The following is a 16,159-nucleotide window of genomic DNA, read 5'->3' on the forward strand; positions in this document are numbered from 1 at the left end:
TCGTTCTCAAGAGCATGATTTCCAATTTTCTAGCCTTTGAAGACATCGATTCTTTCAACTGGTCACATATAAGCAACGCGATATTCGTTCTTTTGATACGTCTGAGTATTGTTACGTCCCCTCTCTTTTGCTTGATAAAGCGCTTTGTCAGCTTTATCGATCGCTGTTTCAATATCAGTGAGCGCTCGAGCGTGACAACAGCCAGCGCTGATTGTGACAGGTGACACCAAACCTTGCAGTTGCTCTACACTTCGTCTTAGTTCTTCAGACAATTCGAATAATTCGCGCTCATCACAATCAAACGTCACCAAAATAAACTCTTCACCGCCATAGCGTGCAATCAAGCGGCGGCGATTAACAAATCTCTTCAGTGATTTTGCGACCTCACAGATAACCCTATCGCCTTGAGCATGACCATATTGATCGTTCACCCGTTTGAAATGGTCAATATCAAGCAAAATGACACCGACATTTGTTAGCGGATAAGGCGACCTTTGAGCAATTTTCAGCTTTAACTGCTCGATAAAACTCCGCCGGCTAGGAAGACCAGTGAGGTAATCAAGGCTCGCAACATCCAAGATTTTGAGATGACGATGCCGCAGGTAAAGCACCAACACGATGATAATGCTCAATAGGCTCACGACCAAAGCCATCAAGCTAATGAACAGCAAACTATGATTTCTATTGAGCTCCTGCTCTAAAATACCGGCGGAAATGACCCAATTCAGATAGGGGTAAAACTTATAGAAGACGTTTTTGTTGGTCGTACCATTGTCACTGGAAATTGAATAGCTAAAGTGACCTTCTGGCTGGGTTGCGATTCGATCAATTAGCAGTTCGGACGAGTAGCCTATCAAAGCTTTCAATGACTTGTGTTCATAATCAGGATGAAGCACTAAGTTGCCCTGAAGATCAATAATGTACACATATCCGCTATCACCGAATGCGTACTTTCTCAGCTTGTCTTTTAAGCCTTCAAGATCGACCAAATACATCAATTCTTCTTTATAGGTCGTCGCGACCAAAGTATTACCACTCGGTAGCCTCATCGAATAGGCAACTTTTGCACGCCGACTTATCTCATGAGGATTAGCATGAAAGTATTCGATCATACCAGAGTCGATACTGAGCTGTTTTTGGATATGAGTAAGATGCCCGCGCTTCTTTCCTTGCAAGAAAGGATGGTAGAGGTGAACGCCTTGCGGTGACATCAAATAGATATAACCTGATTGTCCAATGTGCAGTTCACTGGCGATCTGGCTTACTTGTTCAATTTCTTGTTCCGGTGTGGCATGCCATACATGGGACGCAACGGTATCGGTAATTCCTTTGAGATATGTCTTTATCGCCTCATTAACTGTTGTGTCGACAATATCGTAACTCGCATTCACAATCGTTCGAAAAAATAGCTGGTTGGATTCCAATAGTGACCTTTCAGTTCGGTTAAATTGAAAGGCCGAAAGAATCATCGACACAATGGCGAGCGCAATGGAAAAACTAAGAATGTATTTACGTCTGACTTTCAAGATTACCCCATAGATTTATAATTTTAGGTAACGCTGTGACTTCTCTTATATACAGACTGTTTTATATCATGGTTTTATTTTTTACTGAACGAGTATCGATATTTTTAAGGGTTTCTATACGCAATCTGTGACTTAAAGCAAAAACGCCGAACTGGATTCAGTTCGGCGTTTTAATTTTACGTTGAAGTTGATTACTTAAATTACACTAAAACCCTGATAAATAGACTTAAAAGCATTCGTATTTACTGGCTATTACTGCGATCTATTGTCTATAAATGGATTAGTTAGCATTAAATTAAGAACAAACCTGAGTCCAGCTACCATCACTACCCGGTTCAGAACTTGTCCACCAGTTCGCTTGGTAAATACTACCGTTATGAACCACTTGGTCGCCAGTGTTTGCATGGCTTGGGTTACCCGCCCAATCTTTCTGAGGTAAGTCTGGGTAAACCGCTAAACCGGATGTATCACATGTACCTGGGTTGGTGCCACCATCGCCAGGGTTACCGCCACCTGAACTGATATCACCTAATGGTAGGTCTGGTTGCTCAAAGCTAAAGGCATAATCGACTCCGTTCACGCTTACTGCATAGTTAGCAGGGCCTGAGATTGGCAAGTAATACACCATATCTAGCTCATACACACCACCAGCTGGAAGCTCTTCCCATGTAGGCAAAGTAAACGCCACTCGGTGCATAGTGCCATCTAATCCACCAATGTTATCCGCACGAGTATGACCCGAAGCAATCACAGTTAAACCACCACCCGATTGATCTTTTGCATTATCAGGTGCTGACACTGGGATATCGAACTGGAACTCGGTACCGCCCGGAAGTGCTTGGCCTGTGTTGTTTGTAAACGTGATCTTAGGGTTAATTGGGTAGTTTTGGTCACCGACTTTGAAGCCACCAACTGATACCGTAATATCTAGTGCTTCTGTCGGGATAGCGCCCGTCGCTACCTTGTTTCCGTATGGGGTCGCAGACTTAAACTTATCGTAGATAGCTTTCGTCATGGTGTTACCCATGTGGAACTCACCGTTACCGCTGTTACACGCTTGTTCTGTCGTATCGATAGACGTTCGGTTGCCACTTTCATCGAGTACATAACAGTTGTAATCCCCTGCTAGTTCCCAGAACATGATACCGCCGATCTCTTTGTCGATAACGTAGTCTGCTTTCACGTTGATAGAATCTTTATCTTCCGTTGAAAGGAATACGCCCTTCTCTGCGTTCCACAACCAAGGAGCAACCGCTACACTGTCGTAGTTGCGCGTGTAAGTGCCCGTTAGAACATCAGATGGATCATTCACAGGATCAAGCTTGTAAGCCTCTGCATAAGAACCCCAAATGCCTTTCTCTAGGTTCTTCGCGTGCCACATAGGGTTAGAACCCGCGCCCATTTCGTTACCTTTTGGATCGGTATCGTGCCACATGTTGTCGATACCAATTGCACCATGGCCACAGTTATTCTTCTCACCTTCCCCCGTACCTGCTGAACATTCAGCTTGGTTTGGAAGTGCAGCTCGGCCCCAAAGACCATTTTCGCCTCCGGTTACACCTTGCCAACCACGAGTGTAGTAAGGCACACCGATATTAATACGACCTGCTGGCATAGAACCACGGAAGTAATGGTAAGCCCAATCCGTGTTCAGATAACCGATACCACCGTAAGCCGCGGTGCCGTAAACGTTCCACTGTGCTAACTCCGAATCTTTACCTGTATCAAACAATGCAGCGTTATGACCAACGTGATCGTTCCACGCACCGTGAAGGTCATAAGACATGATGTTTACGTAATCAAGGTACTTAGTCACATCGAATGTTTCCATACCGCGTAACAGGTAACCAGAAGAAGGCGCCGCGATAGTTAACATGTAGTGATTGCCATCTTGCGCAGACGCCGCATCAAGCTTCTCACGTAATACTTTCATCAACACTTGGTACGAAGCCCACAGGTATTGACGACGTGGTTCCATGAAGTCTTTGTCGTACGGATTACCGGCACCCGCCATAGAAGTTGGGTATTCATAATCGATATCTAAACCATCGAACTGGTACTTACGAAGCATTTCAACCGCGGAAGTTGCGAATGTCTCGATACCTTGATGGTTAATAGAACCGTCGGCGTTGGTCGTCATGGTGTAAAAACCACCATCAGCCACTCGGCTACCGTCTGTCGCGAAATGACCACCGGTTTCAGCCCAACCACCGATTGAGATTAAAGTCTTAACATCGTGTTTTTTCTTAGCGGTCGCTAATGCACCGAAGTGACCTTTGAAGCCTAAGGTAGGATCAACTTCAACGCCCGGCCACTCTTTACCAACCGCTGCGTTGTTCGGATCGTTCACATCACCCACGTTTACTTTGCCATCTGAGCCAATGCTCACAAAAGCATAGTTAATGTGTGTAAGTTGTTCCCAAGGAATATCATTGACTAAGTAAGCGGCTTGCGGGTCATCCCCTGCACGCCAGCTGGTGAAGTAACCAATGACACGACGTGGGTGATCCGCGCCCATCTTCTCACGGCCTTCATCATCGTAAATCGTACAATAAGGAACATCGACACCTTGAGTTTGATATAAGCCATCAGGGCGACATGTGCTTACTGTTGGCGCGCCATTCACCGTCAAAGAAGCCAGCGCTGAATCTGTCGTTGCGCCTTGATTGTCAGTCGCTTTTGCGTAAACCGCTAAAGAACCCGCTTGAGTGGTTGTGTAATCAAGCGTGTAAGGGCTAGTTGCAGCTGTGCCAATAAGAGCGCCTGCCACATAGAAATCTACCTTATCAACCGTGCCATCGCTGTCTGCTGCTGTTGCGGTAAGCGTTACTACACCACCAACATCGACCGAAGCTGCTGAAAGCGCAACCGAAACTGTCGGAGCTTCATTTCCTGGCAGAGCTGAATCAACAACCACTGAAACTTCACTAGCAAGGCTTGCCGCGCCTTCGTTATCTGTCGCGACAACAGAAACCTGATGATTACCCGACGTTGCAGCCCACGTTGCTTCAAATGGTGCCGCTGTCACAACCGCGACCGAAGAACCATCAACAAAGAATTCTACGGAAGCAACACTACCATCAGCGTCCAGTGCTGTTGCGCTTAATACGACATTGTCGCCTTCAACAATCACATCTGATGCTGTAGGCGTTGTTAATGAAGCCGTTGGTGCTTCGTTTGGTGTACCACCACCGCCATTACCACTACACACATCGACTTTCTTCCATTGTGCGTAATCGCCTTCAAATTGGCTTGGGTTGTTATTTTGATTCCAGTAGTTTGCTGAGTACGCGCTGCCGTCATGTGAAACCTGATCACCACCGGTATATACAGTGGCAGAGTCCCACGTTTCTAACGTTGAGCAATCCACAGCCGCATAGCTATTGAACGCCATTAAGCATGACGCGGTGAGAGTAGTGAGTGTAAAAACCTTCTTGGCCACTCTTCCTTGGTTTAGGTGCATGTTAGCTATCCCTTAAGTTGTTGTTTCAAGATGTTTAATTTAAGTGGGACTTTACTCATCACTTAAATCTCTTCGCAAAACAACTGTAGGTAACAACGCAAATTTAACACCTAAAATATTCTCTATTTATAAAATGACTCGCATTAATTTGTTTATAGCATGCAATGAGTCGACACTTATTTTGCACCAACAACTAATATTAATTTATTTCGGAAAGCTAAAAAATAATGTCTCAAAAATCAGAAATGTGACTCAGCGTTGGGAAAAAATTCGTATCAAAACTAACCAAAAAGTAGAGATTTACAGTCGATTTGGCTTTCTTTTTGGAATTCGCCCACCTTTTGATAACAAATGTGTTAGTATCTGCGGCTTTTTTGACGAACCTCACACTTCTATGCAAGTGTGGGAGAAATACATAGGCTTGAAAGAGCCAAATATAGCGAAGAAATAATGTCCAACTTGACGCAAGTCGCCAACGAAAACATCAACGCAGAAGCTACTTCTATCGATTTCAATAAAGCTCAATCTTTGGGTGAAAAACTGGAACTCGGAAACCCAGTATTTTGGCTTAGTGGGAGTTTTTTAACCCTCTTTGTCGTCCTTGCTTTCACCAACACCTCCGTGTTGTCCGAACTTGTAAACATCGGCTTTAGTTACTCAACTAAGTGGTTCGGTGCTTTCTGGCAAGTCCTACTACTACTCAATTTCATTATCGGCTTAGTGCTTGCACTAGGACGCACAGGCCACGTTCGTTTAGGAACGCTTGCTCTCCCTGAAATGACCACCTTTAAATGGATGTCTATCGTCCTATGTACGCTGCTAGCCGGCGGTGGTGTGTTCTGGGCAGCCGCAGAGCCTATTGCTCACTTTGTTTCAGCTCCGCCACTTTATGGCAACGCTGATCCTCAAGCGATGGCGTTCAACGCCCTATCACAATCTTTCATGCACTGGGGCTTCCTTGCATGGGCAATCTTAGGTGGTTTGTCTTCCATCGTGTTAATGCACCTGCATTACGACAAAGGTCTTCCTCTTAAGCCTCGTACGCTGCTTTACCCAGTGCTTGGCGACAAAGCAATCAACAGCTGGATTGGTAACGTAGTCGACGCGTGCAGCATCGTCGCTGTAGCCGCAGGTACTATTGGCCCTATCGGTTTCCTTGGACTGCAAATCAGCTACGCGTTGAGCGAACTGTTTGGTATTTCCGACAGCTTTGCAACTCAAAGTGTGGTTATCGTTTTCGCTATCGCAATGTACACACTGTCTGCATTGAGTGGCGTGAACAAAGGTATCCAACTGGTTAGCCGTTACAACATCATCTTATCAGTGTGCCTAATCGGCTACATTCTGCTAGTAGGCCCAACGAGCTTCATCATTGATGGCTACCTACAAGGTATGGGCGAAATGGTGGATAACTTCATCCCAATGGCACTGTACCGCCAAGATACAGCGTGGCTAGGTGGCTGGACGGTATTCTTCTGGGGTTGGTTCTTAGGCTATGGTCCGATGATGGCGATCTTTATTGCTCGTATCTCACGTGGCCGTACGATTCGCCAAATGATCGTTTCTATCAGCATCGTTGCACCGCTAGTAACATGTTTTTGGTTCAGCATCGTTGGTGGTAGTGGTCTAGCGTTTGAATTAGAGAACCCAGGCGTAATTTCTAGCGCGTTCGAAGGCTTTAACCTTCCTGCTGTGCTACTGGCAATTACCGCTCAACTGCCGTTCCCTACTTTGATTGCGATTCTGTTCCTTATCCTGACGACCACGTTCATCGTGACAACAGGTGACTCAATGACCTACACGATCAGTGTGGTAATGACAGGCACTACAGAGCCAAACGCAGCGGTACGTACCTTCTGGGGTATCATCATGGGTGCGGTAGCGATCGCACTTATCTCAATGGGTTCAGGCGGCATCTCCGCTCTACAGTCGTTCATTGTGATCACAGCCGTTCCTGTATCGTTCATCTTGCTGCCGTGTCTATGGCACGCACCAAAAATCGCGAAGCAGATGGCAAGAGATCAAGGTCTCGCTTAATGCCTAATCCGATTTAGTTTCGGGTAGCGTATAAAATTAAAAAGCCACTCAAGTGATTCACCTGAGTGGCTTTATTTTATCTGCTCGTTACTTGTATCGACGAAGCTTATTTCTACCGATAGTTCGGCTTATTGAAACTTTTCACCCGCAGCAACCATAAACGACATCTCAACCAATAGCTCAGGATTAGCCAGTTCTGCTTTCACACATGCACGGCTTGGCGCACAGCCTTCAGGGAACCACGATTCCCACACTTCATTTAACGCGTCAAAATTGGCAAAATCTGTTAGGTAAATCGTTACCGACAATACGCGAGATTTGTCACTGTCGACCAAGCTCATCATTTCTTCAGCTTGATCAAAAATTTGCTGAACCTGACTCTTAATTCCTGCCGTTGTATCCGTCTCTGGTACTTCCACAAAGCTTGCGATGCCATTAAATACAGTTACATCTGACCAACGTTTGGTCGGGTTAATTCTATGGATTTTCACGAGCGATTCTCTTCTTATAATTAGGGATTTGCGTCAACGTAATCTAATCCAAATCGTGAGTATTGAAAACAAAAATTGGAAAGCTCGCTGTACCTTTTGAACAGCACTATCGCCTAAACATTGCTTCGGTTCTCAACATCACCAGTATTTAAGTTCATATCGAGACAATAAGTCTCTACCTGTAAAATCTCTAGATAAATATATTAATTATTATTCTCAATGCGAAATTTAATCTGAACTCCTGCGGTCATATTCAGGGATTTTATTAAATGGAGTACTTTTATGCATGTTCAAACCTATGATTTAAAAAAGAGTAATGTCGGATACAACCTAGGCGTGATTGGCGTAGCATTAGTGTTAGCTTGGATTGGTATTTACAAATTTACACCAACTGAAGCGATGCTTATAGAACCCCTAATCTCAAACCACCCAGCAATGAACTGGCTTTACAATCTGTTCTCAGTGCAAGCCGTGTCTAACATGGTGGGTGGTGCAGAGATCATCGTCGCGATTGGATTGATCGTTGGATTTAAGAAACCGACGGTTGCCTTCTACTCAGGCATTGCGGCAGCGGCTATCTTTGTTGTGACACTCAGCTTCCTGATTACAACGCCAAATGCTTGGAAAGTATCGGATGGCATCTTAGTCACTAACTTCTTCCTAGTGAAAGATATTCTATTTTTGGCGATCGCGATTAGCGTAATCGAACGTAACAAACCTCAGAAGTAACCGTAAATCTATAAGCGGCCGAAACTAGAAGTAACCTTAAACCTGAAAATAAAAAGGCTCGAAGCTGGCTAGAAGGAAGCTGCCAGCTTCTAATATATAAGGCGATAATCTAGATGATAAAGTTTAATTAAAATAACAAGTTAAGATCCTAATTAACTTCGTAGAGTAAATGTAACCTATAACAAAAACTCGAACTCTTGAGACGCCTTGGTCGGCAACATCTCGATGACTTCATACTTAGCGATATTCTCTCGTAGAAAGGGATCCTCGGTCAAAATCATGTTTAACTGTTCCCTGTTACTAAGCGTGGATAAAATAACACCACCAGTTCGAGGGTTCTTACGACCCGACAACTGAAAGTGCCCGAGTTCATACTGCTTGTTTAAAAACTCAACATGTTCTGGAATGAAGCGATCTACTTCTTCCAAAGGCACTTGGTATTCAAGAGAAACAATAAACATAATCTTTCCTTACTATAAGAGGAGTTAACATTGAAAGTATTCAGTTACACAGATAACGATTTGCGATAATAATGAGCATCTTGAGCCTTCCCTTTGAACACAGCGTAACTTTCAACGCGTTCAACTAAATCAAATCCTGTATTGGATAATATTTTATTTGAGCCGACATTACCCACTAACGCATAGGCATCAACATATTTAAGGGATGAGTGCTCGGCCAAGTAGATAAATAACTTCCTCACCGCGTTAGACGCAATACCCTTAGAACCAAATGCGTGACCTACTCGATAACCTAGTTCTCCACTTCCAGCGTTCTGGTCAATATCACGAACATTGATTCGCCCACAAATAGTGCCATTAGCGTCTTTGATCAACATAGGAATCATCTCGCCATTGTCATACTCTGTTAGAAAGCTTGTCACTTGCTCGACAACACCCGTATTAGAATAGAAACGGTCTTCCCGAGCTGGGACAAATTGCTCAAACCACTCTCTATTTTCGACTTCAAACTCCAATAAAGCACTGACATCGCTTGGGTGAAGTAAGTGTAAAAATACATCCATAATCAATACTCTGTCGCTTATCTAAAAAGCCGCACCTTATGATTCATACAGCTCAGCTTGTCTATGAATCTAAGGTAAGTCTCTTAACTTCTTAGCAGGGTTGCCAGCATAGATACCTTTCTCGGTGATGTCTTTTGTCACCACACTGCCCGCACCGATTACCACTCCTTCACAAACACTGACAGACAACATTGTCGCATTAGAACCGATGGTAACGTTATTTGCGATAACGGTCCGTCCCCAACTGTCTGGGTTTGGATCTGGTTTGCCATCTTTGAACAAGTCATTGGCAAACATCACCCCGTGCCCAACAAAGCAGTCACTTCCGATGGTCACATACTCACAAATAAAGGTATGAGACTGAATCTTACTTCTGTCACCGATAACCGAGTTCTTTTGAATCTCAACAAAAGGGCCAACGAACACATCATCTTTAAGCTCACAGCCATAAACGTTGCTTGGTTCGATGATCGTGACATTCTCGCCACAGGTAATGTCAGTAATCTGTACCTTTAACACTCTTAGACTGGCCATACTTCCTCTCGACATTAGCGTCACAATTCAACATAAGCGATTGTGCCGTAGCCATTTAAGCACAAGCAAGTTGGAGTAGAGAGAGTTGGCGGTGGATCAAACATTCCACGAGTCTGTTTACTAAAACAACCCAACCAGCAAAACTGACAATAACACTCCACTGATAAAACTTGGGGCATGAAATGGGCGAGCTTTAGATTTTACGTACTCTTTCTCAAGATCTTCTTGATAAGTTTTAACAGCGAGTTCTTTTACGTAGTTATTTTGCATAATAAGCTCCTTTTCAATGAGTAAGAGAAGCTTAAGACTTGAAGTTAGGTTGAGGTAAAGCAAAAATTCAGATTAATTGAACACTTTAGTTTTGTTACTCGAGGACTACTCTGAACACATCGTTATTCACACCGCCAACATCCACTAACTCTCCCGGCTCCATATGAAGCGAAGTGGTGAGCTGTCTAGTCGATTGACGCGTTTTATCTTCTCGAATCACTAACATATCGACAAAGTAGCCTGAGTTTTGCTTTGATATTGAGCCCGAGAAAGTAACACTCTCCTTTCTATTGGCTAGCACCGAACTAAATGTTTTATCCTCTAAAACACCTGCAGAGATGGATGTATCACCATAAAATAGCGTGATGGTTGTTGGGTCGGGTACCAACTCTTGATTGGACGAACACCCTATTAGGGTAAGGCATAGCAGTAAAATGGCTCGAAATTGCATAAGCTGGTTTTCTTTATGGCGTTAAGCGTCTGTTTTTCATATTAAAACACTTCGACTTAATAATCACCATATGTCGGGTCGAAGCTTGGTTATATTGCTTCGAATAAGTTGTGTAGCGAGGCTTGAGATTGGCAGTATCTGTGGTGAGTTAGCAGATCAGACCGCCGGCTTATGTTTCGACTCAATGTTTAAGAGCTAAAGCCGAGATCTGATCGCTATTATCGAGAAGGGTGCAATTAATTTAAGCAACGACGTATTGTGGAGGTGTACCTTCACAGTTAGAAACGACAGCATCAATTTGCACTAAAGCATTCATTGGAATTTCTGAAACCCCTACTACCGTTCTTGCAGGCAGCTCAGCATTAAAGAATGCGGTATAGATTTCGTTCACCGCATCAATATCTGAAATATCCTTAAGTTGAATATTAATTTTCACCGTATCGTCCATGCTATGGTCAACACTTTCAATTATCGCCTTAATATTTTTTAAACATTGTTCCGCTTGCTCTTTTACACCACCAGCAACAATTTCATTTGTTTTCGGGTCTAAAGGCAATTGTCCTGAAATATGATTGTAGTGAGAGAAAGCAACGGTGTGCGAATAAGGCATAAATGGTGCAGCAACAGTATTATTAGCTTCAATAACCAACAAACGAGTGTCTTCAGGCAATTGCGGCGGTGTACCGTCGCCATGTGAAACGGATGTATCAATTTGAATTAAAGCGCCCATTGGTAGTTCAGCGGCATTAACAACCGTTCGCGCTGGTACATAACTTGGGAAGAATTTAGCACATACTTCATTTACCACTTCCGCATCTGCGATATTTTTTACGTAGATAGTCGTTTTAACCACATCATTCATGACATGTCCGATGCTTTCTAAAATAGCTTTAATGTTTGATAGACATTGGGCTGTTTGCGCTTCGATACCACCATAAACCAACTCACCTGTAGTTACATCTATCGGTAACTGAGCTGAAAGATTGTTGTAGTGAGAAAAAGCCGCAGTCTGCGTGGACACAGCACTTTGAGGCGCATTATCCGTATTTCTTGATACCTTAACTAGTGCGCAAGGTGCTTGTGGTTTAGTGCCTTCGCCGTTTGAAATAAGAGCATCCATTTGAACTAAAGCGTCACTGTTCGGCAGCGCAGCGACACCCACGACAGTGCGTGTTGGCAGGCTGTTGTGGAAAAAGCTTTTGTAAACTTCATCAATAGCATCGATATCAGAAATATTCTTAACGAAAACATTAATCTTCACCACATCATCCATAACATGGTCGATGCTTTCAACAATCGCTTTAATATTATTTAAGCATTGCGTTGCTTGGTCTTTAATATCACCAGTTACTATTTGACCTGTTTTGGGATCAACAGGTAATTGAGCAGAAAAATTATTATAATGAGAAAAAGCGACCGTTTGTGTAGATACAGAATTAATTGGTGCATTTTCAGTATTTCTTGAAATTTTAATGATATCGCTACTCATCGGAATTATCCTTTTAATAAAATAGGCATACGTATTTATATTTAACAATCGTATTGGAAAGAATGATTAAAGTAGCGCCATGTTAAGTGAATTATTTTAGGGTAAACGTGATATCCATCAGACTCTCAGTCGACTATAAATCAGCAAGTTACAGAATAATTAGTCATCAAACGACTAATTATCCGTCATACTAGGCTTTATCAACTGCTAAATTCTCTTTAATTTTAAGTCTATTCAATAATCCTGAATACTCTCTCTGAGAATACGGTGAGTAATTACCGAATTTTAGATAATATTTGATAGGTTGTTCACACTAAAACTTCGTTAATAGCTAAGTTAGTGAGTTTCTCCCCTATACCCGTGCATAAACTCTTAGGCTATTTAACTAATTATTTTAGCGGGCTCATTACACATAAATCCGGTTAATAATATATTCAAAAATCCAATACCAACAAACTGACAATACCTATAATTAGATACATTTACTCATATATTTAAACAAGTGTGATACTCAAGGGTGTCTGCGTGATAAAGATGGTTTATATACTAGGAAGTCGTGCTTTCTGGAATGAAAATGGCGTCAAAAATGAACGATCGACGCCATTGTGTTTATCAAAGCTCTGCTAATTACTAGCGAACAACTCTTGCTGAGCGCCTACCAAGGCCTTTTGGTGGCGATATTTCTTACCTTGTAAAGTCTCATTAAAAGCATCGTCTTGGCCATTCTCGATTACAGTGTCCACTGAGTAGCCAGTAATCACAACCTCACCCACTTCATCTAATTTTCTGTGTATATGTAGAACACATTTTATTGCAGCACCATGAGTGAAACTAATTTGTTCAGATAGAACATCCTGTTTAAAGTCTTTGTCATTCATAGAAAAGCTAATGCTTTCACCCTCGTAAAAGCCTTTCCATTTATGTCTTCCATTACGCAGTACCGGTGAAATAATCTCAACTATCGCATCTTCTTCAACTTGTACGGGTAATGCATTGGAATGCAAGATGAAGCGTTTGAAGTCTGTACGTTCAACCATCACTTCCTTGAAAGCTTCCTCACCATCTTGATCTAATCCATTTATTCCTACCTGAGTAACTTTAGGTGTATTGTTTAATTGCTTATAAAAATTAGACTTACGGGAGACAACTTTGTAATTGCTATCAACTAACTCAGCTACCTTTTCAATGGTATCCCGGGATAAGTTGTCTTCATCAATTTCCATTTTCAACTTAGCTAGGCGAGCCTTGCGCTCTAATATGCTGAGTTTAAGATCTTCTTTCTGTAAATATTCAAGCTCTGGATCTGAGCTAGGAATACGAGAAACGACAATACCTACCACGCTTACAATAACTGATATAACAGCGACATTTGCATTCACAAACGTGAATATATCTCTCAGCCCACCCTCTTTGCGTGCTTCTGCTTCAATTACGATATGAGTATTGAGAGCTTTAGCCACCTCTTGGACAATTGCTATAATTTCTGATTCACATCGATTACGAGCGAGAGCATCCATACTGTGAGAACTATTCTCAAGGTAATAATGTAATTGAAGCTTCGTTGAATGGGTTAATTGCATGGACTCACCTTTTGATATTTCCATACTGTATATGTGGTTTATTAGCCAAATTTCAAGAAGTTAAAAGAGATTAATCTCACAGTTTTGTATATCTCCTTAAATACTAGACATTAAGAATCTACACAACATGAAATGCCGCACGTTTCGGGACATAGATATTGAGTAAAGACTAAACCGCTCTTGGGGTTGTATTGAAGTGGCGCTTAAACTCGCGGCTGAATTGGGATGGGCTGGAGTAGCCGACTCGGCGTGCAGCATCACTAATACGAAGGCCTTCTAGCTGAATCAGTTCTTTGGCTTTGTTTAACCTTACCTTCTTCAAATATTGAAGAGGTGATTCAAAGGTGACATTACGGAATGCATTGTGGAAGGCAGACACGCTCATGTTGGCTTCGTCGGCAAGCGATTGAACAGTGATGGTTTGGTCGTACTCTTCATGCACTTTAGACAGTGCTTTAGCGACACGTGCGTAATGACCGTCATGATGGGCCAAATCAAACAGCACACGCCCTTCTGAACCTGTTAGGGCGCGGTAGACAATCTCGCTGACCATGACATCGCCCAATATATTGGCTTCAATGTCACAATGTAGAGTTTTGACCAATCGAGTAAAGCTCTCCAGCATTTGCTCTTCCATTCGCGCCGATTCTAAGCCGCTCGAATTCTGCTTGTGCTTGTTGCAGTAGCTCTCTAGAAAGCCTTGGTCTTCCAGCTTTTTGACTAAGCTATGCAAGCGCTGAGAATCGATGCTTATCGACAAACCAAGCAATGGCTCGCCATTTACAGGCAAGGCTTCACACTCCAATGGCATTGGCACGCCTACCACAAGATAATCACCAGCAGCGTAAGTAACGGGTCTGTCGCCAATGTAGATGTTCTTTTTGCCCTGCCCGAGCATGATAATACCCGACTGGTAAGTGAATGGCTGACGCTGATTCCCGCCACTGCTTCTATACAACCACACACCGCCAATTTCAGTTTCTCTGATCCCTTCAAGATCATCCCAACCTTTGTGTTCTACATAAGACTGTAACAACTGCGCGAGTGTTTTCATAAGTGGCGACTTTCCATTCCAAGTGCTAAGAGTAAGTAAGCTAAAGCAGAGAAAGAATATCAACTTTGTAGAAATAGGCAATTTATTTGGAGGATCAGCTCTTCATCACCCTAGATTACTGTACTAATATGCAAATATAGAAATTGAGCAATCAAATAAAATAACAAATTGAGCTTTACACAAGGAATCTCTAATGCAATTCACTTATGTTAACCCTACAGTTATCCACTTCGGCCAAGGCCAAATCAACGCTATCAGCCAAGCGGTTGATACTTCGAAGAAAGTACTAGTCATCTACGGTGGCGGTTCAATCAAAAGCAACGGTGTTTATGACCAAGTTGTCGCTTCTCTAAAGGATCACGCTTGGATTGAGTTCGCTGGTGTTGAAGCTAACCCAACGAAAGAGACGCTAGATAAAGCCGTCGCGCTTGTTAAAGAAGAAAACGTAGAGTTCATTGTCGCTGTTGGCGGTGGTTCAGTAATCGACGGTTCTAAGTACGTTGCTGCAGCGGCTAAATACGACGGCGACGGTTGGGATATCCTAGCGGGTAAACACCAAGTAACAGAAGCGACACCAATTGGTGCGGTACTGACACTTCCTGCGACTGGTTCTGAATCTAACATGGGCGCTGTAATCACTCGTAAAGAAACTCAAGAGAAACTGGCATTCATGAACCCTGCGGTACAGCCTAAGTTTGCGGTTATGGACCCAGACGTAATGAAGTCTCTACCTGAACGCCAACTGATCAACGGCTTAGTTGATGCGTGGGTTCACGTATGTGAGCAATACATCACAATGCCAACAGACGCGATGGTTCAAGACGGTTACGCAGAAACACTGCTTAAGAACCTACTTGTACTGGGTAAGCAATACGACGAGCGTGACAACGACGCATGGCGTGCAAACCTAATGTGGACTGCAAACCAAGCGCTTAACGGTCTGATTGGTACTGGCGTTCCTCAAGATTGGGCAACACACATGATTGGCCATGAGTTCACAGCACTATGGCACGTAGACCACGCGCGTTCTCTTGCGATTGTTCAACCTTCACTACTTCGTAACCAAATCGAAGCGAAGCGTGGCAAGCTAGAGCAAATGGGTCGTAACGTATTTGGCCTAGAAGCGGGTGCTGATTTAGCCGAGCGTACAATCGCGGCAATCGAAGCCTTCTACCACAGCCTAGACGTTCCAACCATGTTCGACGGTTACGAAGCAACTAAAGCGGCAGCAATCGACAACGTTGTTGCTCAACTTGAATCACACGGTTACCTGCAACTTGGCGAAAACCAAGCAATCACGCCAGAGAAAACGCGTGAGATTTTAGAGTCTGCGATTCACTAAGAATTGCTAAAGTGGAGAGAAAGCAAAGACAATAGTCACACAAAGATGGTTTTTTACATCTGACTGAACCCGTTACTTATTTCTTTCGTACAAACAAAGCAGCGTTCATTTTGGGCGCTGCTTTTTAATTTGCCCTACAAGATGCTATTAAATTCTCATAAGTCCTTAA

General features: G+C 43.2%; 14 protein-coding genes. 3 read left to right on the plus strand and 11 right to left on the minus strand.

Annotated elements, in window-relative coordinates:
• Window positions 1-62: 62 nt before the first annotated feature.
• Window positions 63-1,526 (minus strand): sensor domain-containing diguanylate cyclase, encoded by a 1,464-nt coding sequence (locus tag OCU90_RS21000; protein ID WP_061025770.1) that lies wholly within the window; start codon window positions 1,524-1,526, stop codon window positions 63-65.
• A 295-nt stretch (window positions 1,527-1,821) separates the two neighbouring features.
• A complete protein-coding gene (locus OCU90_RS21005) occupies window positions 1,822-4,989 on the minus strand; it encodes a chitinase C-terminal domain-containing protein (protein WP_061025768.1) in 3,168 nt (1,055 codons plus the stop codon).
• A 450-nt stretch (window positions 4,990-5,439) separates the two neighbouring features.
• Here OCU90_RS21005 and OCU90_RS21010 point away from each other — a divergent pair, with 450 nt between their 5' ends.
• Entirely contained in the window at window positions 5,440-7,026 is a 1,587-nt protein-coding gene (locus tag OCU90_RS21010; RefSeq protein ID WP_004731433.1) for a BCCT family transporter, read from the plus strand.
• 128 nt (window positions 7,027-7,154) lie between these two features.
• On the opposite strand, the gene OCU90_RS21015 is transcribed toward OCU90_RS21010, so the two are convergent.
• Complete coding sequence (locus OCU90_RS21015) at window positions 7,155-7,517, minus strand: RidA family protein (protein ID WP_004731436.1); 363 nt, start codon at window positions 7,515-7,517, stop codon at window positions 7,155-7,157.
• 282 nt (window positions 7,518-7,799) lie between these two features.
• On the opposite strand from OCU90_RS21015, the gene OCU90_RS21020 reads away from it, so the two are divergent.
• A complete protein-coding gene (locus OCU90_RS21020; RefSeq protein WP_061025765.1) occupies window positions 7,800-8,246 on the plus strand; it encodes a DUF417 family protein in 447 nt (148 codons plus the stop codon).
• 176 nt (window positions 8,247-8,422) lie between these two features.
• Here the strand turns inward: OCU90_RS21020 and OCU90_RS21025 are convergent, their stop codons facing one another.
• The 8 genes from OCU90_RS21025 to OCU90_RS21060 form a co-directional block, all read right to left on the minus strand.
• Window positions 8,423-8,707, minus strand: coding sequence for a YciI family protein (locus tag OCU90_RS21025; RefSeq protein ID WP_061025764.1), 285 nt, complete (start codon window positions 8,705-8,707; stop codon window positions 8,423-8,425).
• A gap of 44 nt (window positions 8,708-8,751) precedes the next feature.
• The gene (locus OCU90_RS21030; RefSeq protein WP_061025761.1) at window positions 8,752-9,270 is read right to left on the minus strand and encodes a GNAT family N-acetyltransferase; all 519 of its coding nucleotides are present in this window, start codon (window positions 9,268-9,270) and stop codon (window positions 8,752-8,754) included.
• Window positions 9,271-9,339: 69 nt separating this feature from the next.
• Window positions 9,340-9,804: an acyltransferase gene (locus OCU90_RS21035; RefSeq protein WP_061025759.1), complete on the minus strand. Its 465-nt coding sequence runs from the start codon at window positions 9,802-9,804 to the stop codon at window positions 9,340-9,342.
• Window positions 9,805-9,924: 120 nt separating this feature from the next.
• On the minus strand, window positions 9,925-10,074 hold the full coding sequence (locus tag OCU90_RS21040; RefSeq protein ID WP_017091853.1) for a hypothetical protein: 150 nt from the start codon (window positions 10,072-10,074) through the stop codon (window positions 9,925-9,927).
• Window positions 10,075-10,168: 94 nt separating this feature from the next.
• A complete protein-coding gene (locus tag OCU90_RS21045; protein ID WP_061025757.1) occupies window positions 10,169-10,525 on the minus strand; it encodes a hypothetical protein in 357 nt (118 codons plus the stop codon).
• 241 nt (window positions 10,526-10,766) lie between these two features.
• Entirely contained in the window at window positions 10,767-12,014 is a 1,248-nt protein-coding gene (locus tag OCU90_RS21050; RefSeq protein WP_061025755.1) for a RidA family protein, read from the minus strand.
• Window positions 12,015-12,637: 623 nt separating this feature from the next.
• Window positions 12,638-13,594, minus strand: coding sequence for a hypothetical protein (locus tag OCU90_RS21055; protein WP_004731456.1), 957 nt, complete (start codon window positions 13,592-13,594; stop codon window positions 12,638-12,640).
• A 169-nt stretch (window positions 13,595-13,763) separates the two neighbouring features.
• Entirely contained in the window at window positions 13,764-14,648 is an 885-nt protein-coding gene (locus OCU90_RS21060; RefSeq protein ID WP_061025753.1) for an AraC family transcriptional regulator, read from the minus strand.
• Between the two features lie 193 nt (window positions 14,649-14,841).
• On the opposite strand from OCU90_RS21060, the gene OCU90_RS21065 reads away from it, so the two are divergent.
• Window positions 14,842-15,990 carry an iron-containing alcohol dehydrogenase gene (locus OCU90_RS21065; protein ID WP_061025751.1) on the plus strand — a complete coding sequence of 383 codons (1,149 nt, stop codon included), beginning with the start codon at window positions 14,842-14,844 and terminating at the stop codon, window positions 15,988-15,990.
• Window positions 15,991-16,159 lie beyond the last annotated feature (169 nt).

Source organism: Vibrio splendidus, from assembly GCF_024347615.1.
GTDB lineage: Bacteria > Pseudomonadota > Gammaproteobacteria > Enterobacterales > Vibrionaceae > Vibrio > Vibrio splendidus.